25 protein-coding genes and 1 riboswitch are annotated in these 21,868 nt (G+C 71.3%); of the genes, 11 read left to right on the top strand and 14 right to left on the bottom strand.

Going from position 1 to position 21,868, the window contains the following annotated elements; genetic code table 11:
* Positions 1-8: 8 nt before the first annotated feature.
* Positions 9-947 (bottom strand): LysR family transcriptional regulator, encoded by a 939-nt coding sequence (locus ACH4FH_RS19370; RefSeq protein WP_398557071.1) that lies wholly within the window; start codon positions 945-947, stop codon positions 9-11.
* A gap of 71 nt (positions 948-1,018) precedes the next feature.
* On the opposite strand from ACH4FH_RS19370, the gene ACH4FH_RS19375 reads away from it, so the two are divergent.
* On the top strand, positions 1,019-1,693 hold the full coding sequence (locus ACH4FH_RS19375; protein ID WP_398557072.1) for a LysE family translocator: 675 nt from the start codon (positions 1,019-1,021) through the stop codon (positions 1,691-1,693).
* 175 nt (positions 1,694-1,868) lie between these two features.
* Here the strand turns inward: ACH4FH_RS19375 and ACH4FH_RS19380 are convergent, their stop codons facing one another.
* From ACH4FH_RS19380 to ACH4FH_RS19390, 3 genes are all read right to left on the bottom strand, one after another.
* Positions 1,869-2,342, bottom strand: a complete 474-nt coding sequence (locus ACH4FH_RS19380) for a C40 family peptidase (RefSeq protein ID WP_398557073.1) — start codon at positions 2,340-2,342, stop codon at positions 1,869-1,871.
* Positions 2,343-2,345: 3 nt separating this feature from the next.
* Positions 2,346-2,511, bottom strand: a riboswitch (cyclic di-AMP (ydaO/yuaA leader).
* A gap of 399 nt (positions 2,512-2,910) precedes the next feature.
* Positions 2,911-3,219 carry a hypothetical protein gene (locus ACH4FH_RS19385; protein WP_398557074.1) on the bottom strand — a complete coding sequence of 103 codons (309 nt, stop codon included), beginning with the start codon at positions 3,217-3,219 and terminating at the stop codon, positions 2,911-2,913.
* Between the two features lie 6 nt (positions 3,220-3,225).
* On the bottom strand, positions 3,226-3,861 hold the full coding sequence (locus ACH4FH_RS19390) for an ATP-dependent Clp protease proteolytic subunit (RefSeq protein WP_398557075.1): 636 nt from the start codon (positions 3,859-3,861) through the stop codon (positions 3,226-3,228).
* A 59-nt stretch (positions 3,862-3,920) separates the two neighbouring features.
* Between ACH4FH_RS19390 and ACH4FH_RS19395 the strand changes: the two genes are divergently transcribed.
* Complete coding sequence (locus tag ACH4FH_RS19395) at positions 3,921-4,235, top strand: type II toxin-antitoxin system Phd/YefM family antitoxin (protein ID WP_398557076.1); 315 nt, start codon at positions 3,921-3,923, stop codon at positions 4,233-4,235.
* A gap of 21 nt (positions 4,236-4,256) precedes the next feature.
* On the opposite strand, the gene ACH4FH_RS19400 is transcribed toward ACH4FH_RS19395, so the two are convergent.
* The gene (locus ACH4FH_RS19400) at positions 4,257-5,225 is read right to left on the bottom strand and encodes a M28 family metallopeptidase (protein WP_398557077.1); all 969 of its coding nucleotides are present in this window, start codon (positions 5,223-5,225) and stop codon (positions 4,257-4,259) included.
* Positions 5,226-5,728: 503 nt separating this feature from the next.
* Between ACH4FH_RS19400 and ACH4FH_RS19405 the strand changes: the two genes are divergently transcribed.
* The 6 genes from ACH4FH_RS19405 to ACH4FH_RS19430 are packed head-to-tail and all read left to right on the top strand — an operon-like array spanning position 5,729 to position 10,363.
* The gene (locus tag ACH4FH_RS19405) at positions 5,729-6,031 is read left to right on the top strand and encodes an urease subunit gamma (protein ID WP_398557120.1); all 303 of its coding nucleotides are present in this window, start codon (positions 5,729-5,731) and stop codon (positions 6,029-6,031) included.
* A gap of 17 nt (positions 6,032-6,048) precedes the next feature.
* The gene (locus tag ACH4FH_RS19410; protein WP_398557078.1) at positions 6,049-6,360 is read left to right on the top strand and encodes an urease subunit beta; all 312 of its coding nucleotides are present in this window, start codon (positions 6,049-6,051) and stop codon (positions 6,358-6,360) included.
* On the top strand, positions 6,353-8,074 hold the full coding sequence (locus ACH4FH_RS19415; RefSeq protein WP_398557079.1) for an urease subunit alpha: 1,722 nt from the start codon (positions 6,353-6,355) through the stop codon (positions 8,072-8,074). Before ACH4FH_RS19410 ends, ACH4FH_RS19415 begins: the two co-directional genes overlap by 8 nt.
* Positions 8,075-8,108: 34 nt before the next feature.
* Positions 8,109-8,783 (top strand): urease accessory protein UreF, encoded by a 675-nt coding sequence (locus ACH4FH_RS19420; protein ID WP_398557080.1) that lies wholly within the window; start codon positions 8,109-8,111, stop codon positions 8,781-8,783.
* Between the two features lie 57 nt (positions 8,784-8,840).
* The gene (ureG, locus tag ACH4FH_RS19425) at positions 8,841-9,536 is read left to right on the top strand and encodes an urease accessory protein UreG (RefSeq protein WP_398557081.1); all 696 of its coding nucleotides are present in this window, start codon (positions 8,841-8,843) and stop codon (positions 9,534-9,536) included.
* Positions 9,533-10,363, top strand: coding sequence for an urease accessory protein UreD (locus ACH4FH_RS19430; RefSeq protein ID WP_398557082.1), 831 nt, complete (start codon positions 9,533-9,535; stop codon positions 10,361-10,363). The genes ureG and ACH4FH_RS19430 overlap by 4 nt, the downstream gene beginning before the upstream one ends.
* 27 nt (positions 10,364-10,390) lie before the next feature.
* On the opposite strand, the gene ACH4FH_RS19435 is transcribed toward ACH4FH_RS19430, so the two are convergent.
* From ACH4FH_RS19435 to ACH4FH_RS19450, 4 genes are all read right to left on the bottom strand, one after another.
* Positions 10,391-10,765 carry a hypothetical protein gene (locus tag ACH4FH_RS19435; protein WP_393897249.1) on the bottom strand — a complete coding sequence of 125 codons (375 nt, stop codon included), beginning with the start codon at positions 10,763-10,765 and terminating at the stop codon, positions 10,391-10,393.
* Between the two features lie 77 nt (positions 10,766-10,842).
* Entirely contained in the window at positions 10,843-11,223 is a 381-nt protein-coding gene (locus tag ACH4FH_RS19440; protein ID WP_398557083.1) for a roadblock/LC7 domain-containing protein, read from the bottom strand.
* A gap of 61 nt (positions 11,224-11,284) precedes the next feature.
* Positions 11,285-12,142, bottom strand: coding sequence for a hypothetical protein (locus ACH4FH_RS19445; RefSeq protein ID WP_398557084.1), 858 nt, complete (start codon positions 12,140-12,142; stop codon positions 11,285-11,287).
* Positions 12,143-12,252: 110 nt separating this feature from the next.
* The gene (locus ACH4FH_RS19450) at positions 12,253-12,636 is read right to left on the bottom strand and encodes a hypothetical protein (RefSeq protein ID WP_398557085.1); all 384 of its coding nucleotides are present in this window, start codon (positions 12,634-12,636) and stop codon (positions 12,253-12,255) included.
* Between the two features lie 454 nt (positions 12,637-13,090).
* Between ACH4FH_RS19450 and ACH4FH_RS19455 the strand changes: the two genes are divergently transcribed.
* Positions 13,091-14,725 carry an alpha/beta hydrolase gene (locus ACH4FH_RS19455; protein WP_398557086.1) on the top strand — a complete coding sequence of 545 codons (1,635 nt, stop codon included), beginning with the start codon at positions 13,091-13,093 and terminating at the stop codon, positions 14,723-14,725.
* A 124-nt stretch (positions 14,726-14,849) separates the two neighbouring features.
* Here the strand turns inward: ACH4FH_RS19455 and ACH4FH_RS19460 are convergent, their stop codons facing one another.
* Together ACH4FH_RS19460 and ACH4FH_RS19465 are read right to left on the bottom strand one after the other, a co-directional pair.
* Positions 14,850-15,680, bottom strand: a complete 831-nt coding sequence (locus ACH4FH_RS19460; protein ID WP_398557087.1) for a TIGR02452 family protein — start codon at positions 15,678-15,680, stop codon at positions 14,850-14,852.
* A gap of 98 nt (positions 15,681-15,778) precedes the next feature.
* A complete protein-coding gene (locus ACH4FH_RS19465) occupies positions 15,779-16,513 on the bottom strand; it encodes a lysophospholipid acyltransferase family protein (protein WP_398557088.1) in 735 nt (244 codons plus the stop codon).
* Between the two features lie 525 nt (positions 16,514-17,038).
* On the opposite strand from ACH4FH_RS19465, the gene ACH4FH_RS19470 reads away from it, so the two are divergent.
* Positions 17,039-19,501 (top strand): SpoIIE family protein phosphatase, encoded by a 2,463-nt coding sequence (locus ACH4FH_RS19470; RefSeq protein ID WP_398557089.1) that lies wholly within the window; start codon positions 17,039-17,041, stop codon positions 19,499-19,501.
* 51 nt (positions 19,502-19,552) lie between these two features.
* On the opposite strand, the gene ACH4FH_RS19475 is transcribed toward ACH4FH_RS19470, so the two are convergent.
* A complete protein-coding gene (locus ACH4FH_RS19475) occupies positions 19,553-19,900 on the bottom strand; it encodes an FCD domain-containing protein (RefSeq protein WP_398557090.1) in 348 nt (115 codons plus the stop codon).
* Between the two features lie 137 nt (positions 19,901-20,037).
* Here ACH4FH_RS19475 and ACH4FH_RS19480 point away from each other — a divergent pair, with 137 nt between their 5' ends.
* A complete protein-coding gene (locus ACH4FH_RS19480; RefSeq protein WP_398557091.1) occupies positions 20,038-20,451 on the top strand; it encodes an SSI family serine proteinase inhibitor in 414 nt (137 codons plus the stop codon).
* A gap of 93 nt (positions 20,452-20,544) precedes the next feature.
* Here ACH4FH_RS19480 and ACH4FH_RS19485 read toward each other — a convergent pair whose 3' ends face one another.
* Together ACH4FH_RS19485 and ACH4FH_RS19490 are read right to left on the bottom strand one after the other, a co-directional pair.
* Complete coding sequence (locus tag ACH4FH_RS19485) at positions 20,545-20,703, bottom strand: hypothetical protein (RefSeq protein WP_398557092.1); 159 nt, start codon at positions 20,701-20,703, stop codon at positions 20,545-20,547.
* Positions 20,704-20,811: 108 nt separating this feature from the next.
* Positions 20,812-21,762, bottom strand: coding sequence for a cytochrome c oxidase assembly protein (locus tag ACH4FH_RS19490; RefSeq protein WP_398557093.1), 951 nt, complete (start codon positions 21,760-21,762; stop codon positions 20,812-20,814).
* Positions 21,763-21,868 lie beyond the last annotated feature (106 nt).

A 21,868-nucleotide genomic window follows, 5' to 3' on the forward strand; every position in this document is an offset into this window, starting at 1 on the left:
CTGCCCCCTCACGACGCCGGCGTCGCCTGCGCGGCCGCCCCCGCATGCCGGGTGAAGGCACCGCGCAGCAACGCCCGCAAGGTGTCCGCGGCCGGTGCGCCGCCCCCGGTCCGACAGGCCACCGAGATCGTGCGCCGCAGGTCGCCGGGCTCCAGCCGGCGGACCCCCAGGGGAGTCACCGAGCCCTCGGCCATCATCTCCGGCACCACCGCGACTCCGAGGCCGGCGCTCACCAAGGCACACACCACCGCATAGCTGGGCGACTCGCAGCGCACCGCCACGCTCGCCCCCGCTGCCACCAGAGCCGCCTCCACCCCGCGCCGGTTGGGGTTGGCCGGCGCCATACTGACCAGCGGCTGCCCGGCCAGCTCGGTCAGCGACAGCCGACCGGTGGCGGACGACAGCGCATGGCCGGGCGCCGTGACGAGCACCAGCTCCTCGGTCAGCAGCGGCTCCAGGCTCACCCCGTCCGGCGCCGGCATCGGATCGCCCGGCACATACGCATGCGTCAGCGCCAGATCGACCTCGCCGAGCGCGACCGCCACCATCCCCTGGGGCGGTAGGTACTCCGTGACGCTCAGCTCCACATCGGGATGGGCGCGCCGGAACGCGCTGAGCGCGGGCGGCAGAAGATGCGTGCCCGCCGTCATGAAGGTGCCGACCCGCAGCCGGCCGCCGGACAGCCCCGTCAGCCGGGCCAGCTCGTGCCGCGCCAGATCCATCTCGTCCAGCACCCGCCGGGCCCGTACGAGCAGCAGCTCGCCGGCCGCGGTCAGCCGCGCCCCGCGGTGGTGGCGCACCAGCAGCGCCGCACCCGCCTCCCGCTCCAGCTTGGCGAGCTGCTGGGAGAGCGCGGGCGCGGTATAGCCCAGTCGGGCGGCGGCCCGGGTGATCGAACCGGCTTCCGCCACCGCTACCAGCGCAGCCAGCCGCGTGGGGTCGTACATAAGAACCTCTTCAGGCAGGCCCAGAAGATTGCCAATACCCATTAAAGGCCCGGACGGGCGAAGCTGATCCCATGGACGGACAGCTGATCACCTTCACCGGAGTCGCCGCGGGCATGGTTGCCATGCCGGGCGCGGACTTCGCGGTCGTGGTGCGCAACGCACTCGACTCGCGCCGGGCGGGGGTGGCGACCGCGGTCGGCGTCGCGGGAGGGCTGCTGGTGCACACCACGCTGGCGGTCGCTGGACTCGCGGCGGTGCTCGTCGCCGTGCCCGCGCTCTTCGAGTCCGTTCAACTCCTCGGCGGCGGGTACCTGCTCTATCTCGGCGTCCGCGCGCTGGGGGCGGCCTTCCGCCGCCCCGCCCCGGCAGGCGAGGCGAGCGCTTCGGCCGGCTCCCGGGCACCCAAGGGCGCCCCCCGAGGCGCGGCTGCCCACCACGGCACCGCACGCAGCCTGCGCCAGGGCTTCCTGACCAACGCGCTCAATCCCAAGGCGCCCGTACTGTTCCTCAGCCTGCTTCCGCAGTTCGTTCCCGCGGGCGAACCGGCACTGCCGCGTACCCTGCTGCTCGCGACCATGGTCGTCGGCCTCGCGCTGGTGTGGTTCCCGGCCGTGGCACTGCTCGTCGACCGCCTCGGCACCTGGCTGCGCCGGCCGCGGGTGACCCGCGCCCTGGAGGTCGCCACCGGGGCCCTGCTGACCGCGCTGGGCGGCATCCTGCTCGTAGAGCTGGCACTCGCCGCCTGAACCGGCCACCATCCCACCCACCACGGCCCACGCAGAGGGCCTGGGCACGCACCGTCCCAAGCCCGCGGTCGCCGGGCGAACCCACCGCAGGGACCGGGCAGGAGACGACTCGTCTCACCCGGTCACCTGCGCGACGGTCACCGACAGTTGACAGGTTGTCGTATAACGGTGCAGGTCAGCCCACCCGCCCGTAGCGAACGGCATGGCTCCAGATCTTCTCCAGCCGCACCACCGCGCCTGCCTTGGGTGCGTGCCAGATCCTGCCGCGGCCCGCGTAGATACCGACGTGGTAAATGCCTCGTGAGGAGTGGAAGAAGACCAGGTCACCGGTTTTGCGGACGTCCGCCGAGATGCGCTCGGTGTGGCGGTACTGCTGCGCGGCGGTGCGGGGCAGCACCTTGCCCGCACGCTTGAACGAATAGCGTGTCAGGCCCGAGCAGTCGAAGCGGTAGGGCCCTTGAGCGCCGTACTGGTACGGGGAGCCCTGCTTGGAGGCGGCGATCCGCAACGCCCTGGTGGAGCGCTGCGCGGCCTCGGCGTCCTCGGCCGCTCCTGGTACCAGCGTCGTGCCTCCGACGGTGATCAGAGCCAGGGCGCAGATGATGCCGGCACGTGCCGGCAGATTCACGACATTCCTGCGCACGTTCATGCGCAACCCTTCGTCAGCCGCCTGCGAAGGAAGACCTGTCGGGTTCGGGCAGGCGAAGATGCCCGGCCGTGCGTACGGCTTCACCCCAAGGGGTCCGCGGCCGTGATGGCCGGGGCCCCGTCGTGCTCGGGTCCTCCGCTCCTGCCGGTCCAAGCAGCGTCGACCGGACATCCGGACGGCGGCAGGATTAGGCGCCCGCCCGAACCGCCCCGTCGCTGTGGCGGGGTCTTGTCGTCGAAGGGATCGTCACGCATCCACCAGCCGAATTCCGAGTTGAAATTGCCGTATGTGACATTCGCCACATACCGGCTAAATGGTGATTTGGGGGTGTTTGTCGCGAACGCTGTGACGGTCGACGGGGTCGGGACCAGGGAGAAAACGCCGAGCGCCGCGGGAAGGGGGCGGTGCTCGGCGCAATTCGTCGCCTCCCCGCAATCGGTGTCGACGCTGAGCCGTACGTGCGAGCAAGGCCGGCTCGTGTCGCGCCGAGAGCGGTCCGGCGAACGCCACGTGGGGTCGGCGAACGTCGGAAGAGGGGTCCGCGAACGTCAGGAGAGGGGAGTTCGCGTCAAGAAGGGGGTGGCGGCGGCACGGCGACGAGCCGTGCGCGGCGCTCGCCGTCCAGGACCCGCAGCGCCCGGGTGAGCGTTTCGTGATGCAGTTCGTTCTCCCCTCGCTGGTGCATCAGGGTGAGGGCGTCCCGCAGTTCGGCGCTCTTGCTGACCAGGGCCTGGGCGGCGCGCAGGCCGCCGTACGTGGAGCCGCCGCGTGCCGGGTTGATGCGGGCCAGCAGGTCCACGACCTCCAGGTACCGGTCGATCAGCTCACCCTCGGCCCGCGTCAGCGCGGGCAGTGGCGGGAGTTCGGGAGGCAGCACCGCCGCTCACCGTGCGCCGAGTGCGGCGGAGGACTGCTTGCGGTTGCGGGTGAGGGCGTCGATCAGGCCGTACTCCACGGCGGCGGGGGCATCGAAGATCTTGTCGCGCTCGATGTCCGCGGCGATCCGCGCCCGCGGCTGCCCGGTGTGCCGCGCCAGCATCTCCTCCAGCAGGTCGCGGGTGCGCAGCAGTTCTTCTGCCTGGATCTGGAGGTCGGTGGCCTGCCCCTGGACCGGCTCGCTGAACGACGGCTGGTGGATCAGTACCCGGGCGCCGGGCAGCGCCAGCCGCTTGCCGGGGGCGCCGGCGGCCAGCAGGACCGCGGCGGCGGAGGCGGCCTGCCCCAGGCAGACGGTCTCGATGTCGCAGGTGACGAACTGCATCGTGTCGTAGATGGCGGTCATCGCGGTGAAGGAGCCGCCGGGGGAGTTGATGTAGAGCGAGATGTCCTGCTCCGGCGCGGCGTGTTCGAGGTGCATCAACTGCGCCATCACGTCGTTGGCGGAGGCGTCGTCGACCGGTGTGCCCAGGAAGACGATGCGTTCGCTGAGCAGCTTGGAGTACGGATCGAGGGTGCGGGTTCCCGCAGAGGTGCGTTCGGTGAACTCCGGAAGGACATAGCGGGCCGTCGGTCGCAGCATGTCTGCTCCTTCTCTTCCGTAAAAAATGTACAGGACGTACATCCCGTTAGAATGGGAGCATGGCCTACGAAATTCCGGTGACGCAAGCCCGGGCAGAGCTCGCGGATCTGATCAACCGCGTCGTCTACGGCAGTGAGCGCGTGGTCGTCACGCGCCACGGCAAGCCTCTGGTGGCGCTGGTATCCGCGGCTGACCTGCAACTGCTCGAGGAATTGGGGAAGCGCGAGGAGGGCGCGGAGGAGGAGCAGGTGATCAGCACGGTCTCCGCCGTGCGGCAGTTGCCGTCCGCTCCGGGCGAACGGCGGCGGTTCGGCATCGCGGCAGAGCACCGCGACCCGGCCGCCGGGGATCGGCGGCCGGGTCGCGAGAGCTGACCGTTCAGTACTGCGTGCGGGTCAGGAGCTGAGCTCCCAGAGGGCGTTGGCGATGGCGTCGCTGTTGGTGTCCAAAGCGGTGTCGTCGATGTTCTTCGCCGTGTCGCAGGAGGCGTGGTAGCAGGAGTCGAAGGGCTTGCCCGCCGTGCCGCCCCACGCCTTCGCCTGCTCCTCGGACTTTTCGTACTCGGCGCCCGAGAAGAGCCCGCCGACCGGGACGCCGGCGTCCTTGAAGGAGGCGTGGTCGGAGCGTCCGTCGCCCTCGGTCTCGATCTCGGTGGTGATGTTCTTGGTCGCGTACCAGTCCTTGAAGACCTTCTCCAGGCGGGGCTCGTCGTCGTAGACGAAGTAGCCGGGGTTGGGCGAGCCGATCATGTCGAAGTTCAGATACGAGTCGATCTTCGAGGTGTCGGCCCCGAGGCTCTCGACGTAGTTCTTCGAGCCGACCATGCCGTACTCCTCGGCGCCCCACCAGCCGAACCGCAGGTGCTTGGTGGGCTTGAGGCCCTCGCGGGAGACGGCGAGCGCGGTCTCCAGAATGCCGGCGGAGCCGGACCCGTTGTCGTTGATGCCGGGCCCGTCCTCGACGGAGTCCAGGTGCGCGCCGGCCATGACGGTCTTGTCCTCCGCGCCGCCCGGCCAGTCGGCGATGAGGTTGTAGCCCTTGCTGCCGCTGTAGTCGAACTCCTGGACCTTGGTGGTGAAGCCGGCCGCGTCCAGCTTGCCCTTGATGTAGTCGATGGACGCCTTGTAACCGGGCTGGCCGTGGGCGCGGTTGCCGCCGTTGGCGTCGGCTATGGACTGCAGCTTGTCAAGGTGTCCCTTGACGCCGGCTATCGGGATGTCCGGCGCGGCGAGCGGCTGGGTGTTGTCGGCCTGGGCCACGGCGGCGGTGCCCAGCAGGGCGGCCACGGCCGTGCAGGCGCCGGCGGCGATGACCACGCGGCGGGCAGGACGAAGTGAGCGAATCACGGTGGGGCTCCGATACATGTGTGGGGGGTGGTGCGGAGCGTGATTTGACGCGCACATGAGAATTGCGATCGCGTCCGGCCTCGTCAAGAGCGGATACCGGACAACGGCGTTCGCAGAGCGGGGCATGTCCGGATTGCGGGGACAGGTCCGCCCGGGTGGCGTGCGTCTCTGCGTGCGCCGGGCGGCTACGGCTCTCCGTGGAACGGAATACGCCACCGCGTTGCGCCGGGGGCACTCGGTCTGCGGCCCGAGGGGATATGGGCGCCCGGCGCGCCGTAACGGGCGGTCGTGGACGCCGTGTTACGGCGGGCGTAAGAAGAGGTGCACAGAGGTCCCCGGATGTAACGCCGTTGAAATCCCGCCGAACTAGCCTCCGGTGGTGGGGACGATTGATGGCCAGGCGCTGGTGACCGGTTTGCTCCTCCTTTAATTACTGTGTGATACATCTATCGATACGGGTGTGCCCACGCCCGTGACCTGGGCAAATGCGTCCGGGCGGGAATAATTGTGAGGTGAACCGTATGCAACTGACCCCGCATGAGCAGGAACGCCTGATGATCCATGTGGCGGCGGACGTGGCTGAAAAGCGACGGTCTCGGGGGTTGAAGCTGAACCATCCGGAAGCCATCGCGCTGCTGACCTCACACATCCTCGAAGGCGCGCGGGACGGTCGTACGGTCGCGGAGCTGATGTCCTCGGGGCGCAAGGTGCTCGGCCGCGACGACGTCATGGAAGGGGTGCCCGAGATGATCCATGACGTGCAGGTCGAGGCCACCTTCCCGGACGGCACCAAGCTCGTCACCGTCCACGAGCCCATCAACTGACCGCGGGAGACCAGACGATGATCCCGGGACAGATCTTTCCCGCCGAAGAGCCGGTACGCCTCAACGAGGGCCTCCCCCGTACGCGCCTGACCGTCCTCAACGCCGCCGACCGCCCCGTCCAGGTCGGCTCCCACTACCACTTCGCCGAGGCCAACCCCGGTCTCGACTTCGACCGCGCGGCCGCGCACGGCAAGCGGCTGAACGTCGCGGCCGGCTCCGCCGTGCGCTTCGAGCCCGGCATCCCCACCGAAGTCGAACTCGTCCCCCTCGGGGGCAAGCGGATCGTCGTGGGTCTGCGCGGCGAGACCGGAGGCACCCTCGATGGCTGAGCTGACCCGCCAGGCGTACGCCGACCTCTTCGGACCGACCGTCGGCGACCGGATCCGCCTCGCCGACACCGACCTGGTCATCGAGATCACCGAGGACCGCTCGGGAGGGCCCGGACGGGCAGGCGACGAGGCCGTCTTCGGCGGCGGCAAGGTGATCCGCGAATCGATGGGCCAGTCCCGCGCCACCCGCGCCGAGGGCACCCCCGACACCGTGATCACCGGCGCGGTGGTGCTGGACCACTGGGGCATCGTCAAGGCCGACGTCGGTATCCGCGACGGCCGGATCACCGCCCTGGGCAAGGCGGGCAACCCCGACACGATGGACGGGGTCCACCCCGACCTCGTCATCGGTCCGGAAACCGAGATCATCGCGGGCAACGGCAAGATCCTCACGGCCGGCGCCATCGACACCCATGTCCACTTCATCTGCCCCCAGCAGGTCGACGAGGCCCTGGCCTCGGGTGTCACCACGCTCATCGGCGGCGGCACCGGGCCCGCCGAGGGCAGCAAGGCCACCACGATCACCCCCGGGGCCTGGCACATCGCCCGGCTCTTCGAGTCGATGGACTCCCTGCCCGTCAACGTCGGACTGCTCGGCAAGGGCAACACCACGTCCGTCGCCTCGATGCGTGACCAACTGCGCGCCGGCATCCTCGGCTTCAAGATTCACGAGGACTGGGGCGCGACGCCTGCCGTCCTCGACGCGTGCCTGGGCGTCTGCGAGGAGAGCGGTGCCCAGCTCGCCATCCACACCGACACGCTGAACGAGGCCGGCTTCCTCGGTGACACCCTCGCCGCCATCGCCGGCCGCTCGGTCCACGCGTTTCACGTCGAGGGCGCGGGCGGCGGCCACGCGCCCGACATGATCGCGATGGTCTCCGAGCCCAATGTGCTCGCCGCGTCCACCAACCCGACCCGGCCGCACACCGTCAACACCGTCGAGGAGCACCTCGACATGCTGATGGTCTGCCACCACCTCAACCCCGCCGTCCCCGAGGACCTCGCCTTCGCCGAGTCCCGGATCCGGCCCTCCACCATCGCGGCGGAGGACATACTGCACGACCTCGGCGCCATCTCGATCATCGCCTCGGACGCCCAGGCCATGGGCCGCATCGGCGAGGTCGTGCTGCGCACCTGGCAGACCGCGCACGTCATGAAGCGGCGCCGGGGGAGCCTGCCGGGTGACGGCGGCGCGGACAACCACCGGGCCCGCAGGTACGTCGCGAAGTACACCGTCAACGCGGCCGTCGCGCAGGGCATCGACCATGTCGTCGGCTCGGTCGAAGGCGGCAAGCTCGCCGACCTCGTCCTGTGGGACCCGGCGTTCTTCGGCGTCAAGCCGCAGCTCGTCATCAAGGGCGGTCAGATCGCGTACGCGCAGATGGGCGACGCCAACGCGTCCATCCCCACCCCGCAGCCGGTCCTGCCCCGTCCGATGTTCGGCGCGACCGGCCGGGCCCCGGGCAGCAACTCGGTCAACTTCGTCTCCCAGCAGGCACTCGATGACGCGCTCCCCGAGCGGCTGCCGCTGGCGAAGTCCTTCGAGGCCATCCGCAGCACCCGGGGCGTCACCAAGGCGGACATGCGCAACAACGACGCCCTGCCGCGCGTCCAGGTCGACCCGGACACCTTCACGGTGACCATCGACGGCGAGCCGGTCGACCCGGCACCGGCCGTCGAACTTCCCATGGCCCAGCGGTACTTCCTCTTCTGATGCGGCTGCCCATGAACCACCCGGAGGAGTACCGATGAGCCGCGCAGCGCTGCTCGTCCTCGCCGACGGCCGGTTCCCCGCCGGTGGGCACGCGCATTCGGGCGGCGCGGAACCGGCCGTCACCGCGGGCCGCATCAAGGACGCCGCCACCCTGGAGGCGTTCTGCCGGGGGCGGCTGCACACCGCGGGCCTGGTCGCCGCGGGCCTCGCCGCCGCGGCCGCCGCCGGCGCCGACCCGCTCGTCCTGGACGACGCGGCAGACGCCCGTACGCCCGTGCCGGCTCTGCGAAAGGTTGCCAGGCGGCTCGGCCGGCAGATGATGCGGGCCGCCCGCGCGACCTGGCCGAGCGCCGACCTCGACGCCCTCGCCGCGGCCCGTCCGCGCGGCGCCCATCAGCCGGTGGTGCTCGGCCTCGCCGCCCGCTCCGCCGGCCTGGATCCGCTCGACGCGGCGTACGCCGTGGCCTACGAGAACGTCAGCGGACCGGCCGGTGCGGCTGTCCGCCTGCTGAGCCTGGACCCGTTCGACGCCACCGCCGTCCTGGCCCGTCTCGCCGCCGACCTCGACCAGGTCGCGGCCCGGGGCGCGGAGGCCGCGCGGCGCGTCGCCCGCGAGGGAGTCGACGTGCTGCCCGCCGCCTCAGCGCCGCTGCTCGACATCACCGCCGAACAGCACGCCGCCTGGCCGGTACGCCTCTTCGCCTCCTGACCACGCCCGACCACCGGGCCGCGCACCTCGTGGCCGCACGAATCCTCCGGAGTGACCATGCATCTCGACCACCAGGACACCTTTCCCGAGCGCCACACCTACAGCGCCGCGAGCGCCCGTCGCCCCGACGGCAGGCGCCGCGCGCTGCGCCTGGGCCTGGGCGGACCGGTCGGCACCGGCAAGACCGCGACCGTGGCGGCGCTCTGCCGGGAGCTGCGCGACGAGCTGTCCATCGCCGTCGTCACCAACGACATCTACACCCGCGAGGACGCCGAATTCCTGCTCCGCGAGGCGGTCCTGCCCGCCGAGCGCATCACCGCGGTGGAGACCGGCGCCTGCCCGCACACCGCCATCCGCGACGACATCTCCGCCAACCTCGAAGCCGTCGAGGACCTGGAGGAGGAGGTGGGCCCGCTGGATCTGGTCCTGGTCGAATCCGGCGGTGACAACCTCACCGCGACCTTCTCCAAGGGCCTGGTCGACGCGCAGATCTTCGTGATCGACGTCGCGGGCGGCGACGACATCCCCCGCAAGGGCGGCCCCGGCGTCACCACCGCCGACCTGCTCGTCGTCAACAAGACCGACCTCGCGCCCTACGTCGGCGTCGACCTGGAGGGCATGGCGCGGGACGCCAAGGCGCAGCGTGGCGAGCTGCCGGTCGCCTTCACCGCCCTGAAGTCGCCGAACGGCGTCAAGCCGGTGGCGGACTGGGTCCGCGAGCGCCTGGCGGACTGGACCGCGGGCCCGGCATGAGCCTCGTGACCTCCGGCCCCACGGAGACGCAGGCCGCCGCCACGGTGGCCGGCCTCCGCGCCACCGCCCGTATCACCGCGCGCACCGACGCGCGGGGCACCACCCGCCTGCCCGTCCTGGACGGTGCGGGCCCGTTCGCGCTGCGCCGCATCCGCGCGCACGGCGATCAGGCCAGGGTGTGTGTGGTGGGCGCGATGAGCGCACCGCTCGGCGGAGACCGGCTGGGCATCGACGTGGTCGCCGAGGCGGGCGCCGCCCTGCACCTGACGACAGCCGCGGCGACCGTCGCGCTGCCCGGCCGCACCGCCGGGCACGCCACGTACGACGTGCGGCTGACGGTGGGGGAGGGGGCGCGGCTGGACTGGCTTCCCGAGCCGCTGATCTCCGCCGAGGGCAGCGAGCTACGGATGACCACGACCGTCGAACTGGCCCCCACCGCGCGCCTCGTCCTCCGCGAGGAACAGGTCCTCGGGCGCAGCGGAGAGCGGCCGGGCGCGCTGTGCAGCAGGCTGACGATCCGCCGGGCCGGTCGCACCCTGCTGGACCAGGAGACGGCATACGGGCCCGGCACCCCGGGCTGGGACACGTCGGCGGTACTGGACGGCAATCGTGCCGTAGGTCAACTGCTCGTCGTGGCTCCGGAGTTCGACGACAAGCCGGTCGAGGTGCGGCTGTTGGGGGATGCGGCGGGCAGCGGGGAGGGCGCCGGACAGGGAGTGCTGGCGCCGCTCGCGGGTCCTGCGGCGCTCGCCACCGCCGTCGCGCCCGACGCGCTGCTGCTGCGGCGCCTGCTGGACGAGGCTGCCGGGAGCTTCGCGGCAGGGTGAGGGCGCCGGCCGGCGCCCTCACCCCGGTCACACCTCCAGGTCGTTTTCCAGCCGGGCGAGCCGATGGCGGGCCAGAGCCAGGTTGGCGCGCTTGCGGTCCAGGACCAGGTAGAGGAAGAGACCGTTGCCGCCCTTGCCGGTGACCGGGCGGATGAGGTGGTACTGCGAGGTCAGCGTGATGAGCATGTCCTCGATGGCGCCCTGGAGTTCGAGCATCTCCATGGTGCGGAGCTTGGCGCGGACCACATCGGTGTTCCCGGCGGCGGCGACGTTGAGGTCGAAGGTCGCGTTGTCGCCGAGCGTGGCGAGCGCCATTCCGCTGGTGTAGTCGACCAGGGCGACGCCGATGGCGCCCTCGATGTTCGACATCGCGTCGGCGAGTGCGGATTCCATCTGAGCCATGACTGTTCAGACCTTTCGGTGGGTTGTGGGTGTTCCGGTGGTGGTGCGGGAACGCGGTTGCCGGAAGGAGAGGGGTGTCACCGCCGTGGCGGGGCGTCCACGAGGGTGCCGATGCGCGCGGCGGCTCTGCGGGCCTGGAGGTGCAGTCGACCGACGTTGGTGTCGGGGCCGGCCACCGCGGTGAGGACCGCGCTCCGACCGGCCGAGTAGGCCGCGATGTAACCGTTGGTGCCGCGGGTGAGGGACTCCTCGAACGGCCCCTGCCCGGTCGCCTCGGTGAGGCGTTTGGCGACCCCGATGGCGGCGGCGGTCAGCGCGGCGAGGCCGTCCGGCTCGACGTCCCGCAGATCGTGGGCGATGACCATGCCGTCCGCGCTGGCCACCATCCCGCCTTGAAGATGGCGTATCTGATCCCGTAACGCGAGCAGTTCGTCCCGTACGAGGGGTTCGATCGTCATCAGTCTCCTTTTCACGGCACGTCTTCTGAGTGCGTGTTTCATGGCCGGGGGCCGCAGGGGGTCACAGGTTTTCCTCCAACGCCGTGCGTAGTCGGACAAGGAGGGCAATATCCGGGTCGGCGGTCTCGGGGAGCTGCGGAACCGGTGGTTGCCAGGTCGGGGTACGGGCCGCTTCGGCGGGCGCCGGGTTCTCGTCCAGGCAGGCGCCGGGGCGCCTGCGGGGCAGCGCCTTCGGCGCGTCGTCGGGTACGAGGACGAGGCCGGCGGCGGCGAGACGGCGGATGTCGAGCAGCGTCACGAACGCCGACCGGCCCAGCGCCAGGGCGAGTTCGTGCGGGGTGCGCCGGCCGTCGGCGTGGGCGAGCAGCCGGCGTTGGGAGCTGGTGGGACGCATCGTGGCGGGCCGGGCGGGGTGCAACGGCACGACGGGGGAGGTGTCGACCGCCGCCCAGGGGGCCAGCCGGCCGAGCAGCGCGCGGCGACGTGCCGTCGCCCGCTGGAGGGTGGCGGCGCCGACGCGGCGGACGACGCCCAGCCAGTGTCCGGCGCCCGGGGTGAAGAAGACGTCGTCCGCCACCAGCAGGGGCAGGGCGAAAAAGGCGGCGTCCAGGAGGGCGCCGAGATGACAGATCTCCAGTTCGCCCTGGGTCAGCAGCCCGGCGTCGACGAGGTAGCGGGCCCCGGTGTGCTGTGCCCCCGCAGTGTCGCGGGCGTCCTGCCAACGTTCCGGCGGCACCTTGCCCGCGGCGGCGAGCCGGGCGTCGAGTCCGGGGGCGGTGGCGCTCTCGACGCAGGTGACCGCGCCGTCGACGAGGTAGAAGCAGCCGCTCGGGCCGCGCAGGGCGCCGGTGGCGCGTTCGGCGGCCAACTGGTCGAGCGGGCCGGCCGACGGGGGCAGGCGGGGTATGGGCAGGCCCATGACTGGTTCCCTCACCGTTGGTGCTGTGTGACGCCGTACGGGCCGCGCGGCGACGGCGGCTGCCCGTACGGGGGCGCTGTGCGGGCGGGCCGCGCTCCGGGCGCGGGGCGTCAGTCGGACACCAGCCCGGCCGCCAGATCGCGCAGCCGTAACCGGGCGACGGCGAGATTGGCCTGTGCGCGGTCCAGCCAGAGGTAGAGATAGGTCTGGCTGTCGAAGGCCGGGTGGACGAAGCGGATGAGGTGGTAGCTGTCCGACGTGGTGATGATGAGGTCCTCCAGGCCCGACCGGTCGGTGCCCGCGGTGTCGAAGGTGGCGTTGCGCGCGACGGCCTGGACCACCTCGGCCGTATCCGCCGCGGCCGCTTCGTGGTCGGCGTGCGGCCCCCGCCCGGCCGTGCCGAGCGTCAGACCGCTGGTCCAGTCGATCAGTCCGGCGCCCAGCACACCGGGCACCTCCATGGCAGTGGCCAACACCTGATCGATACCCGGCACTTGGGACTCCTTCGGGCCGCGCGCGGACGGGGCTGCTCGGGCAGGGCGGCTCGCACGGGACTGCCTGCGCCGAGGGAAAACGCCGAAGCCCTCCCTGTGCGGTGTGTGGGAGAGCCTGCACGGAAGGTTACTGAAATCGATGCGGCTGGCACATGCCTGAGGGGCATGTGTACGGCAATTGACGAGTTATCGCCCCTCGACGGCCCGTTGTCACCCGGTTTGGGCGTCTGCGGCGTCTCGGGCGTAACGGCCCGGCCGCGCGGTAACGGGAGGAATCCTCCTGTCGTTCGGGGGTCTGACCTCGCACAGCCCTTCGACAACCGAGAAAATCCTACGGGTTGGTAAAGAAACCGCGATCAAACCTATTCAGGAAGGGACAGGAAGAGACAGGATCCTTCTGTAGCTCAGTGATCACCTCCGCCGCAACGGCGCACCATGCAGGGGGAACCACCACGTGAGAAGAACAGCAGCGCTCGGCGCCGCCGGCACCCTGGTGACCGGCACGCTCATCGCCGGAGCGATAGTCGCCACGCCGGCCACCGCGGGCGGGTACCACCCCGGCGGTTCGGCCGAAGCGCGCGGCGTGCAGACCGCCGCCGCACAGGCGGCCAAGAAGGGCATCGACTGGAAGGACTGTCCTGCCGATTGGGAACTGAAGGCCCCCATCCAGTGTGGGTACGTCACCGTGCCCGTGGATTACGCCAAGCCCAACGGGCGCACCATCGACCTCGCCGTCGACCGGGCCGTGAGCACCGGCAGTGACAAGGAGCGACAGGGCTCCCTCCTCTACAACCCCGGTGGCCCCGGCGGTTCGGGCATGAAGTTCCCGACCCGGATCACCACCAAGAGCGCCCTGTGGGCCAAGACCGCGAAGGCGTACGACTTCGTGGGCTTCGACCCGCGGGGCGTCGGCCATTCCGCCCCGATCTCCTGCACGGACCCGCAGGAGTTCGTCAAGGCCCCCAAGGCCGACCCGGTGCCGGACAGCGAGGCCGACAAGAGCGCCCAGCGCAAGCTCGCCAAGGAGTACGCCGACGGCTGCGCCGAGCGCAGTGGCGACCTCCTGCCGTACATGACGACGCCCAACACCGCCCGCGACCTGGACGTGATCCGCGCCGCGCTCGGTGAGAAGAAGCTCAACTTCATCGGCGTCTCCTACGGCACCTACCTCGGCGCCGTCTACGCGACGCTCTTCCCGGACCACGTGCGCCGGATGCTCGTCGACAGCGTCGTCAACCCCTCGCGCTCGAAGATCTGGTACGAGGCCAACCTCGACCAGGACGTCGCCTTCGAGACCCGCTGGGGCGACTGGAAGGAGTGGGTCGCCAAGAACGACAAGACCTACCACATCGGCAACACTCCGAAGAAGGTCCAGGCGGCGTGGGAGAAGCTCCGCGCGACCGCCAAGAAGAGCCCGCTGGGCGGCGTCGTCGGCCCCGCGGAACTGACCGGTTTCTTCCAGAACGCGCCGTACTACGACTCCATGTGGGCCCCGGTCGCCGAGGCGTGGAGCGAATACGTCTCCGGTAACGAGAAGCCGCTGGTCGAGAACGCCGGACCGGACCTCGCGGACAAGGCCGGCAACATCGCCTCCGAGAACGGCAACGCCGTCTACACCGCCGTCGAGTGCACCGACGCCAAGTGGCCCACCAGCTGGCAGAAGTGGGACCGCGACAACACCCGCGTGCACGCCAAGGCACCGTTCATGACCTGGTCGAACGCCTGGATGAACCTGCCCTGCGCCTCCTGGTCCGCGAAGCAGCAGCGCCCCGTCGACGTCACGTCCGGCAAGGGCCTGCCCAACGTCCTGATCGTGCAGAGCACCCGTGACGCCGCCACGCCCTACGACGGTGCCGTCGAGCTGCACAAGCGGCTCAAGGGCTCGCGCCTGATCACCGAGCGGGACGCCGGATCGCACGGTGTCACCGGTCAGGTCAACCCCTGCATCAACGAGCGGGTCGACACGTACCTCCTGACGGGCAAGGTCGACGCCGCGGATGTGACGTGCGCCCCGCACGCCACCCCCGAGCCGACCACCTCGCCGGTCAAGACCGCCACCAACCTCGTCTCCGACCTGCTGAATCGCTGAGCCGGCTCACGGCACGCCGGGCCGGGGCACCTTGCCCTGAGCCCGCCGCACGCGGCGAGCGCTGACCGCAACCGTACGGGCGGCCGGGATCCCTCCCGGCCGCCCGTACGGCGTCCGCGCCGGTTCAGGCCGCGAACACCCTGGTGAACGCGGCCCGGGTGGGGGAGTCCTCCCGGCGGTCCAGCACGGCGAAGACGACGCGGTCGAACCAGCCGGCGAACCGGCCGCCGTCCAGCAGATGCACCGCGAAAGCCCGCGCCACCTCGGCCGGTTCGTTGCGGAAGACGCCGCAGCCCCAGGCGCCGAGCACCAGGTGACGGTGTCCGCCCACGGCGGCCACCTCCAGCACACGTTCCGCGCGGGCCGTGAGCGCCGCGGCCACCCGGACCGTCTCGTCCGGCCGCTGCCGGGCGATGACTCCGGCATTTGGCGCGGCGGCCGTCAAGAACCCCGCCTCGTACGGCACTTCGCGCAGCGTCCCCCGGTCGTCGCGGAAGACCGGCACACCGGGGGAGAGGATCACCCGGTCGCTGTAGAACGGGCTCGGTGCGGCGCGGTGCGCGGCGTAGAACTCCGGTGCCTCGCGCACACACGAGTACAGCGCCGACCCGCGGCACAGCGCCTCCTCCTGCGCCTGCGCGCCGTTGAGATAGCCACCGCCCGGATTGCGCGCCGAGGCGAAGTTCAGCACAGCGGGCGGGCCGCCGCCGTCCGCGGCCAGCCGGCCGCCGGCGGTCAGACTGCCTTCCCCCGTCACCTCGAACGCGGTCCGCCCCGCCGGGGCGGCCTCCCCGGTGGCGACCGCGACAGGGCCCGGCCCGTACAGCCGAGTGCCCGCCCGTGCCCGCTCCACCGACGCCGCGATCACCACCAGCCGCCCGCTCGGGGCGCGATACGCCCCTGCCGCCACGATCCGCTCCGTCTCCTGCGCCATCCCGCGCAGCCGGGCGCTCATCGCCCGTACCCCCGTATGCGATCCTTCATGGCGATCAAGGTACGGGCCGGCGGCGTGACCCGCGAGGGGATATCGCGGCCCCCCGCGCTACCCCTCCGTCAGCTCTTGTGCCCGCGCCGCACGTGACCGCGCGCTTTCGCCTCGGCCTTCGCCTTGGCCTGGGCCTCGGCCTTCGCCTCGCCCGCGTACGTGTCGACGTACTCCTGGCCGGACAGGGCGAGGATCGCGTACATGATCTCGTCGGTGACCGTGCGCAGCGCGGTGCGCTCGTCCGCCAGGCCGGCAAAGCGGGAGAAGTCCAGCGGGGTGCCGAAGCGGATGGTGATCCGCATCGCGCGCGGCAGCCGCCGCCCCGTCGGCTGCGCCTCGAACGTCCCGATCATCGCGCACGGCACCACCGGCACCCCGGCCTTGAGGGCCATGGCGGCGACTCCGGTGCGTCCCTTGTAGAGCCGGCCGTCGTGCGAGCGGGTGCCCTCCGGGTAGATCCCCAGCAACCGTCCCTTGCGCAGGACGCCGAGCCCCGAGGTGAGGGCCGCCTCCGACGCCCGGCCGCCGGACCGGTCCACCGGAATCTGTCCGACGCCCCGGAAGAACGCCGCGGTCAGCCGCCCCTTCAGCCCGGGGCCGGTGAAGTACTCGGCCTTGGCCAGAAAGGTGACCCGCCGCGGCACGATCGCCGGCATCACGAAGTGATCGGCGAACGACAGATGATTGCCCGCGATGATCGCCGCGCCCTCCTCCGGCACATGCTCGAGCCCCTCGATCCGCGGCCGGAAGAACAGCCGCAACAAGGGCCCTAGCAGTACGTACTTGAGTACCTGGTAGAACACGGAGTTCTCCTTACTCGCCCGGATCGGCTCAACGACGGCGTTTGTCCAGGTCAGCTGGGTGCGCGGGGAGGAAGTGTACGTGGCGGCGCGGACAGGGGTAACCACCCTTGACAGGACTGATGCCCGTGCGGGCCCGTAGTGATGACGATGCGTCAGCTACGTCCGGTCATCGCCCCGGGCCGACGGCCGCCGTCGTGTGCCCCGCATCTGCCACATCTCGCACACCGTCACCGTCACCCCTCACCCACCACCCGTCACTGTCGACCGACACCGGGGACGCTCATGGGGCATTCCTCAGGCTGCCCCGGGCCCCCACGGGGGGCCGGGGGCGTTCCCAGGTGGCCCGCACCGACTGTCTGATCCGACAGGGAGGTCATACGCTGGTGGTGCTGTGGCGCAGGAGACCGGCCCGCGTGCCGCTGTGGCGGGCGCCCGTGCTCGCCGCGCCGGGGCGGCCGGGACGGACGGGTGTCCGTTTCCCGTCGGCCCGACCCGCGCGGCGGTCTCATCGAGAGGAGATGAGACGTGGTGACGCGACGCCGCGCGGCTCACGGTGACCGGCCGGAGGGCCCCATGGGCGGGGCGTACACCGCCACGGCCACCCTCGATGAGCGCGGCATCGTCACGGGGTGGAGCGAGGGCGCCCAGCGGCTCCTGGGCCACCGGCCCGACGAGGTGGTGGGGCGTCCGGCGGCGGAGCTGCTCGCCGAGGACGAGGACGCCGACCGATGTACCACGGACCGTCGCTCCGGTGGGAGCCGGCGGATGGCGCTGCGGCACCGGGACGGCGGCCGGGTGGAAGCGGAGGTGCTCGCGCACCGCGGGGTAGCCGGCAGCGGCGACGTCGAGTGGCTGCTGGTGTGCGCCGGAGCGGAGGAACCGCGCGCCGCGTTCGCGGACACACTGGCGCAGTGGGCGTTCGCCCAGGCCCCCAGAGTCCTGGCGATCTACGACACGGAGCTGCGGTCGGTGCGGGCGAACGCCGATATGGAGCGCGTGGTCGCCATGACGGACGCGCAGATGCGCGGTCTGCGTCTGACCGAGATCACGACCCACCCCGAAGCCGAGAAGAACGAGCAAGCCATGCGCCGCGTGCTGGAGAGCGGCGAGCGGCAGTTTCTGGAGAGCCACCTCCCCGTCCCGGGCGAGGACCGCGAGCGTGCCTGGGCGGTCTCGCTCGCGCCGCTGAAGGACCCGAGCGGCCGGACCCGCGGCGTATGTTTCGCGGCGCGCGACACGACCGAGGAGCACATCACCCGGCAGCGGCTGCTGCTGATCAACGAGGCGGGCAGCCGCATCGGTACCACCCTCGAGATCGCGCGCACCGCCCAGGAGCTGGCGGACGTGGCCGTACCGCAGCTCGCCGACTTCGCCACCGTCGACCTGCTGACCTTCCTCCACCGTGGCGACGAACCGCCCTCGGGCCGGCTGACCGGTCCGATCACCATGCGGCGCACCGCCATGCAGTCCGTCATCGGGAACGTGGAGGCCCTGGTCGGGGTGGGTGAAATGGCCACCTACCCGGAGTTCTCACCCCCGGCCGAGTGCCTGAGCGCGGGCCGGGCCGCCGTCTACCAGATCACCGACTTGTCGATGGCCCGCTGGGCGGCCCAGGACCCCGCACGCGCCTCCCTGGTGCGCGACCACGGCATGCATTCGGCGATCATCGTGCCGATGCAGGCACGCGGCATCACCTTCGGGATGGCCCTCTTCGCACGCCACCGGAGCCCGCAGCCCTTCGTGGAGGAGGACATGCTGCTGGCCGAGGAGATCACCGCCAGAGCGGCCGTCTGCATCGACAACGCCCGCAGGTACACCCGCGAGCGCACCACCGCGGTGACCCTGCAGCGCAGCCTGCTGCCGCAGAAACTCGCCCGGCAGGCCGCTCTGGAGGTCGCCTCCCGCTATCTGCCCGCCGTCCACGGTGCCGGCGTGGGTGGTGACTGGTTCGACGTGATCCCGCTGTCCGGCGAACGGGTCGCCCTGGTCGTCGGCGATGTGGTCGGCCACGGCATCCAGGCGTCGGCCAGCATGGGCAGACTGCGTACCGCGGTGCACACCCTCGCCGATGTCGACCTGCCGCCCGAAGAACTGATCACCCACCTCGACGACCTGGTGACACGCCTGTCCGCCGAGGAGGACGGCGCGGACCCGGCCGCGGCCGGGGTCATCGGGGCCGGCTGCCTGTACGCGGTCTACGACCCGATCTCCCGACACTGCTCCCTCGCCCGGGCCGGGCGCCCGCAGCCCTCCATGGTCGCCCCGGACGGCGCCGTCGCCATCCTCGACGTTCCCGCAGGCCCGGCCCTGGGTCTGGGGGGCCTGCCCTTCGAGGCCGTGGAGGTCGAGCTACCCGAGGGAAGCCTGCTGGCCCTCTACACGGACGGTCTGCTCGGCGTGCACAACGACGCCGATGACACCGATGACCCCGACTCAGCCGGTGCAGGTGACGAGAAGGAAGACCGACTCAACGCCCTGCACACCGCGCTGGCCCGTCCCGCCCCGACGCTGGACGCCCTCTGCGACAGCGTGCTCGATGAGCTGCTGCCCGAACGCCCGGAGGACGACGTCGCCCTGCTCCTCGCCCGCACCCGTACTCTGCGCGCCGATCAGGTCACCACCTGGGACATCCCCTCCGAGCCGTCCGTCGTGGCCCGTGCGCGCCGGCTCGCCACCGACCAGCTGACGGCCTGGGATCTGGACGATGCCGCCTTCGTCACCGGCCTGGTGGTCAGCGAACTGGTCACCAACGCCATCCGCTACGGCCAGCACCCCATCCAGCTGAGGCTGATCCATGGCCGCACGCTGATCATCGAGGTCTCCGACGCCAGCAGCACCGCCCCGCACCTGCGGCGCGCCCGCGTCTACGACGAAGGCGGGCGCGGGCTCCTGCTGGTCGCCCAGCTCGCCCGGCGCTGGGGCACCCGGCAGACCCCGACGGGCAAGACGATCTGGGCCGAGCAGAGCCTCCCCGCCGCCGAGACGTGAGGGACACGGCGGGCGGGGACGGCCGCTCTCCGCGGGCGCCGTTCGCAAGGATCACCGGGAGTCGGTGACGGCACCTGGAGTGCGGAACAGGGCAAACGTCGCTGCCAGTTCCTCTTGCAGCGTGCCCGCCGCTGCCGCCTCGTCGCCGCGCCGGACGGCGTCCACGAGTGCCGCGTGCGAGGCGTCGCCGTGGCTGGGCTCCTCCTCGCGCAGGGCAGTAAGACCCAGCAGTTCGATCAGCCCGCACCGGAGCGCCGGCACGAATTCGGTGAACAGGTCGGTGAGCACCGGATTGCGCGCTGCCGTCACGACGGCGGCATGCAGCGCGGTGTCCGCGTCGACGAAGGAAGCGTTGTCCGCCGCAATCGGCTTCGGACGGCTGCCGGGACGGCGGCGCAAAAGCTCCGTCCGGGCGATCCCACGGCGTGGCCGCTTGCCCGGGGGCGTCCGGCGGGGTGCCCTGGGGCGGCCGGGCGCCGCAGCGCCCGAGCACATGCTCCCGCAGTCGATCCCGCCGTGCCCTTCAGGAGCCCGTGATGTCCGTGAGCCGTCCACGTCTGTTCGCCCGTGTCACCGTCCCTGCCGCCGTGGCGGTGCTGACCGTGTTGGCCACCACGGCCACCCCGGCCGGCGCGGCCCGGCCGACGACCGACGGCGGCCTGTTCCTGACCGTGTCCGACGCCCAGCACACCTGGATCCGCGGTATCCGGCTGGTCTGCCCCGACAGCCGCGGCGACCATCCGCACGGCAGGGCTGCCTGCGACGCGCTGACCTGGGCACGGGGCGACCTGAACGCACTGCGCGGGGAGCCGCACGCGTGCACCAAGGAATACGACCCGGTCACCGTCGCCGCCACCGGGACCTGGCGCGGCGGCCCGGTCGAATGGCACAAGGACTTCCCCAGCGCCTGCACGATGGACTCAGCGACGGGACCGGTCTTCCGCTTCTGAGGCGCGGGCGGACCGCGCGACGCGAGCCGCCCGGCCGACCGCACAGTCGTATCACCGCAGGTCAGCGCCTTGCGTACGGCCCTCTCCTGCTGCTCATGCCTGCCGCGCGGCCACCACACCGATCGTCACCAGTGCCAACACCACCCAGGAGAACCAGAGCCAGCCATTGCCGCCCAGTGCCACGGTGTAGGCGGTCGCGACCACCAGACCCCCCACCGTGCACACGGCCATCGTCTTAGCAGATCCGGGCATACCCGCAACCTCCTCCTGCCGGCCCGGGCATCCATGCCACGGGCCGCGGCCTTGGGACCATCGTCCCCGGCCGCGGCCCGTACCGCTAGGTGTCATCCGCCCCCGGCGTCACTGCCCCCGGGCGTGGAGCGAGGCGAGATAGGCGTTGTAGTCCGCCAGATCCTGGTCCCCGTTGCGGTCGGCGGCCCGGTCGGAGCGCTGGGACTGCCGCTCCTCGGACTTGTACCACTGGAAGACCAGAGCGATCAGCACCACCACGGACGGGATCTCGCTGAAGGCCCAGGCGATGCCGCCCGCCGCCGTCTGGTCGGCTAGCGCTTCGATGCCGAGCGAGGCCGGCGGATGCGTGTACGTACCGACCATCGGCTCCGAGGCCATCATCAGCGCGATGCCGAAGAACGCGTGGAACGGCATGCCCGCGAACAGCTCCAGCATCCGCATCACATAGCCCGGCCGGTGCGGTCCCGGGTCGACGCCCATGATCGGCCAGAAGAAGATCAGGCCGACCGCCAGGAAGTGCACCATCATCGCGATGTGCCCGGTCCGTGAGCCCATCAGGAAGTCGAAGAGCGGCGAGAAGTACAGCGCGTACAGGCTCGCGATGAACAGCGGGATGGTGAAGGCCGGGTGCGAGATGATCCGCATGTAGCGGCTGTGCAGCAGCGCCACCAGCAGTTCCCGAGGACCCTTGTTGCCGCGCCCGGCGGTGGGCAGCGCACGCAGCGTCAGGGTGACCGGCGCTCCCAGCAGCAGCAGGATCGGCGACAGCATGCTGATGACCATGTGCTGGACCATGTGCACGCTGAACATCGCCATGCCGTAGTCGTTGAGCTTGGTGCACATCACCAGAGCGACCGTCAGGACACCTACGACCCAGGCGACGATCCGGCTCACCGGCCAGGCGTCACCCCGCCGCCGCAGACGCACCACCGCGCAGCCGTACAACACCAGCCCCAACAGGCAGCCGACAAGGAAGAACGGGTCGCCGCCGAACTCCAGACCCCGTCCCAGCGTGAACGGCGGCAGATCCATGTTCATGCCGTGCCCGCTGTGATCCATCCGCTCGCTCCTGATTCGTACCAATACTCCGGCGACCAGACTAGAACCGCCCCCGGCCGATGCCTCGGCCGGGGGCGGGTCGTACAGCGTGGGACTATCGGGCGGA

This window comes from Streptomyces sp. NPDC017993 (genome assembly GCF_044328065.1).
Taxonomy (GTDB): Bacteria; Actinomycetota; Actinomycetes; order Streptomycetales; family Streptomycetaceae; genus Streptomyces.

Excerpts from the sequence above, each read along its gene's own strand:
- ACH4FH_RS19370 (WP_398557071.1), bottom strand. The coding sequence starts at position 947 with ATGTACGACCCCACGCGGCTGGCTGCGCTGGTAGCGGTGGCGGAAGCC.
- ACH4FH_RS19375 (WP_398557072.1), top strand. The coding sequence starts at position 1,019 with ATGGACGGACAGCTGATCACCTTCACCGGAGTCGCCGCGGGCATGGTT.
- ACH4FH_RS19380 (WP_398557073.1), bottom strand. The coding sequence starts at position 2,342 with ATGAACGTGCGCAGGAATGTCGTGAATCTGCCGGCACGTGCCGGCATC.
- ACH4FH_RS19390 (WP_398557075.1), bottom strand. The coding sequence starts at position 3,861 with ATGCTGCGACCGACGGCCCGCTATGTCCTTCCGGAGTTCACCGAACGC.
- ACH4FH_RS19395 (WP_398557076.1), top strand. The coding sequence starts at position 3,921 with ATGGCCTACGAAATTCCGGTGACGCAAGCCCGGGCAGAGCTCGCGGAT.
- ACH4FH_RS19400 (WP_398557077.1), bottom strand. The coding sequence starts at position 5,225 with ATGTATCGGAGCCCCACCGTGATTCGCTCACTTCGTCCTGCCCGCCGC.
- ACH4FH_RS19405 (WP_398557120.1), top strand. The coding sequence starts at position 5,729 with ATGCAACTGACCCCGCATGAGCAGGAACGCCTGATGATCCATGTGGCG.
- ACH4FH_RS19410 (WP_398557078.1), top strand. The coding sequence starts at position 6,049 with ATGATCCCGGGACAGATCTTTCCCGCCGAAGAGCCGGTACGCCTCAAC.
- ACH4FH_RS19415 (WP_398557079.1), top strand. The coding sequence starts at position 6,353 with ATGGCTGAGCTGACCCGCCAGGCGTACGCCGACCTCTTCGGACCGACC.
- ACH4FH_RS19420 (WP_398557080.1), top strand. The coding sequence starts at position 8,109 with ATGAGCCGCGCAGCGCTGCTCGTCCTCGCCGACGGCCGGTTCCCCGCC.
- ureG (WP_398557081.1), top strand. The coding sequence starts at position 8,841 with ATGCATCTCGACCACCAGGACACCTTTCCCGAGCGCCACACCTACAGC.
- ACH4FH_RS19430 (WP_398557082.1), top strand. The coding sequence starts at position 9,533 with ATGAGCCTCGTGACCTCCGGCCCCACGGAGACGCAGGCCGCCGCCACG.
- ACH4FH_RS19435 (WP_393897249.1), bottom strand. The coding sequence starts at position 10,765 with ATGGCTCAGATGGAATCCGCACTCGCCGACGCGATGTCGAACATCGAG.
- ACH4FH_RS19440 (WP_398557083.1), bottom strand. The coding sequence starts at position 11,223 with ATGACGATCGAACCCCTCGTACGGGACGAACTGCTCGCGTTACGGGAT.
- ACH4FH_RS19445 (WP_398557084.1), bottom strand. The coding sequence starts at position 12,142 with ATGGGCCTGCCCATACCCCGCCTGCCCCCGTCGGCCGGCCCGCTCGAC.
- ACH4FH_RS19460 (WP_398557087.1), bottom strand. The coding sequence starts at position 15,680 with ATGAGCGCCCGGCTGCGCGGGATGGCGCAGGAGACGGAGCGGATCGTG.
- ACH4FH_RS19480 (WP_398557091.1), top strand. The coding sequence starts at position 20,038 with ATGTCCGTGAGCCGTCCACGTCTGTTCGCCCGTGTCACCGTCCCTGCC.
- ACH4FH_RS19485 (WP_398557092.1), bottom strand. The coding sequence starts at position 20,703 with ATGCCCGGATCTGCTAAGACGATGGCCGTGTGCACGGTGGGGGGTCTG.
- ACH4FH_RS19490 (WP_398557093.1), bottom strand. The coding sequence starts at position 21,762 with ATGGATCACAGCGGGCACGGCATGAACATGGATCTGCCGCCGTTCACG.